General features: G+C 57.6%; 3 protein-coding genes and 1 pseudogene. All 4 read right to left on the bottom strand.

Translation table 11 applies throughout. From position 1 onward, the window contains the following. Positions 1-537 (bottom strand): TrbG/VirB9 family P-type conjugative transfer protein (locus ACIQ36_RS19805; protein WP_395832566.1); only part of this gene is annotated, 537 nt, incomplete at its 3' end. Beyond that, on the bottom strand, positions 518-1,210 hold the full coding sequence (locus ACIQ36_RS19800; RefSeq protein WP_395832564.1) for a VirB8/TrbF family protein: 693 nt from the start codon (positions 1,208-1,210) through the stop codon (positions 518-520). The genes ACIQ36_RS19805 and ACIQ36_RS19800, both read right to left, overlap by 20 nt. 1 nt (position 1,211) lies before the next feature. Next, on the bottom strand, positions 1,212-2,027 hold the full coding sequence (locus tag ACIQ36_RS19795; protein ID WP_395832562.1) for a type IV secretion system protein: 816 nt from the start codon (positions 2,025-2,027) through the stop codon (positions 1,212-1,214). Next, positions 2,024-2,738, bottom strand: a pseudogene (locus ACIQ36_RS19790) (hypothetical protein); the annotation flags it as partial. The pseudogene ACIQ36_RS19790 and the gene ACIQ36_RS19795, both read right to left, overlap by 4 nt.

The following is a 2,738-nucleotide window of genomic DNA, read 5'->3' as shown; positions in this document are numbered from 1 at the left end:
AGTGGTCAGGAAAATATTGGTCTGCAAGCCTGCGCGCACCGGCTTGATGACGATGTATTCGCGGTCGCCGCTGATTTGGTGCTCGAGCTTAAAGCGAACGGTATCGCCGCCGGTCGCGTCGATAAACTTCTCGCCAGGCTGAAGGGCTATGACGGTGATGCGGTTAAAGGCGGTGATGACCTGATACAGACCGCCCACCGTATAATCGTAAACCGCCGTCGCCCCATCGTACTCGGCCGTCGCCGCCGATTGGGTCGCCAAGGCCGCCGCTGCCGCCGGACCGCGCGGTCGCGGTGTTTTAATCGGCGCGGCCAGGGCTGCCGCAGCCAAGGGTGTCGTCTGGATTGCTGCGGGCCGCTCTAGGAACGGTTCCGGGGGCGGAGCCGGGGGGTCAAGGACCGGACTGGCTTCGGTGAGGAGCATCGGTGCCGGGGTCGACCCGCTGCCGAATTCCACGGTCGGCAGATAGGCGCACCCGGACAGAAGACTGCCCCCGAGAACGCCGACCCCAAGAAGGCTAATTCGAGCTGCGCGCATAATCTTGGGTCCAATTGAATTTGGTGAGGATGAGACCGAGGGGATTCTTCTCAAGCTCGCTCAAGGTCTCCGGTGCCGCGGCGCGAAAGCCGCCGATGCCGGTGAAGGTCTCTGTTGGCAGGCGCTTGCCCTTGAGGAAGCAGACCTCTTCCCAGCGCACCTGCCAGAGCCCATCATTGAGCGGCTGAATTGTTCGGACGTTTACGTCCACCGCTGAACAGGTCGGGCGGCTTTTCGCAGCCTCGTAGTCATCGCGGATCCGCTTGAAGGTGTCGGTGTCGATCCACTCAGCAACCTGGTCCTGGTTTTTCTTGTAGAGGAACGGATCGATGGGCTTTGCCCGCCATTTCTCGATCAAATCCTGCAACCGCGACCGCTTCGCTCCGTCGGACGGCACCCATTCGCCGCGGATCGGGATAATGTCGCTGTTCTTCTCGTTGACGAGGGCCGCGACGAGGGTCTTTTGCGAATAGAGAAAAGCGTGGCTGGCGAGCAAGGCCACGACCAAGCCAGTTAGCCCGTAGATGATCAGGTTTTTGCGACGGTCGACCGTGAGAATCGAGTCCATCCGACTATCCCAGGCGCGTTGCGCCGCGCGGTAGAGATCATCGGGATGGTGATCAGGCGTATGAACGCGCGGGGTCGCCATCGGATTGCGCGCATGGTCGCTCACGCTATTTGCTCCCATAGAGAGTGATGGCTTTGGAGATCAGGCGGGAGAAGCTCTGGGTCATGCTGACGGTGATGAGCGCCCAAGCCAGGAAACTGACGCCGATCCATATGAAGGAAACGGCAGAACAAGAAACCTTGTTCCAATTGTTCATTTCTTTAAAGAAATCGTAGGGAAGACTGACACAGACCGCGAGCATGAACATCGACAGGCCAGCATTGAGAACGTGGGTGAGCCAGTCTTCGGTAATTGTCGCCGTGCGCGGCCATAGTCCCGGCGGGACCATGAGGCTTCCGACAATGACAATAGCTTTGAAGTGGTAGAGCTTAATCAGCGTGAAAAGAAAAAGGATAATACCCGCTGCAATCAGGCAGATAACGCCAATGGCTGCACCGACGATGGTAAAGGGGTTCAACCAGTCGATGATTTTACAGGTCGAGACCATGATCTCGAAGACCCGCGTCGACAGCAGGAGCATCATGACTGGGTTATAGAGCGGCGTGCTATTCTCATCGAAACCGCCGCTCATCATCCCAGCCTTCGTTAGGCTGGCATGAATGACGTAGGAAACATCAGCAATATTGGACGCGAGCCAGGCGATCGTAATCATCGTCAGCACTTGCGGCGCGAGCCAGCGCAGGCTCTGCATCTGGGTCTCTTCGGTCGCCATAATATATTTGAAGGCGAGGAAAGCCGCTGCCAGGACCCCAAAAACATAGAGCAAGCCATCGGTGACCGATTGCAGCCGGTTGAGCCCGTTCAGAAGATACGGGATCATGAACTCCTGCAAATCGACGGCGCTGAGATTGGGGCCGCTCATTCAAACAGGCTCCGTAAGCGCGACGGCGGCAAGGTGATTTGCAAAGGGGCCGACTGGATCTCGTAGGCGGCGAGACCGCGCTCCTGCTTTTGCAGGCGCTGCGCTTCCTGGGCATTCATCAGGCGAAGCTGTTGGGCGTTGACCAGTTGGACGGTATTGAGCTGATCGCCCAAGGTACCGAGCATTTCGGTGGCTGCCTGAATAGAACCAACGACACCGACTTGGGTATTACTATTGGCAAGATTAACCTGGACTTGCTCCATCTGGCGCTGGGATTGTAATAATTGATCCCGCAGCACGGCGTATGTGTTCCAACTGGTTGCGTGACCAATCGAGCGCGGTTCGTTCCAGCTATCACTAATGGCGATGCCGGTTTGCCCCGGAGGCAGTGGACCGTAAACTCCGTCGTAGAGGGGACGGTCGCCTAGCGCATTGGTTAGGTTGGCCAATTGGCCGATGACCTGTATCGACTGACCAATCAACATCTGAGCCGCAAAACGATCAATTCCGCCCTGCTGTTTCGTCAGCATGGTCAGCTGGTTCTGGATTTGAATGAAGGCCCGCAGAGCCGAGAGAATATTCTCGACGTGATTTTGGCCATCATAGACTTTCAGTTGCGCCATCGCCGGGAATGCGGGAGCGACGCCCCCAAACGCAAGTGGAAGGCCAATCGCCAAGAGTGTGAGGCGCTTCATGCGGCTATCTCCTCGG

Origin of the sequence: Elstera sp. (genome assembly GCF_044372965.1) — a bacterium.
In the GTDB taxonomy this organism is placed as follows: Bacteria; Pseudomonadota; Alphaproteobacteria; order Elsterales; family Elsteraceae; genus Elstera.
This window is presented reverse-complemented; position numbering and strand designations above follow the sequence as displayed.

Coding starts and splice junctions, on each gene's coding strand:
- ACIQ36_RS19795 (WP_395832562.1), bottom strand. CDS start 2,027: ATGAGCGGCCCCAATCTCAGCGCCGTCGATTTGCAGGAGTTCATGATC.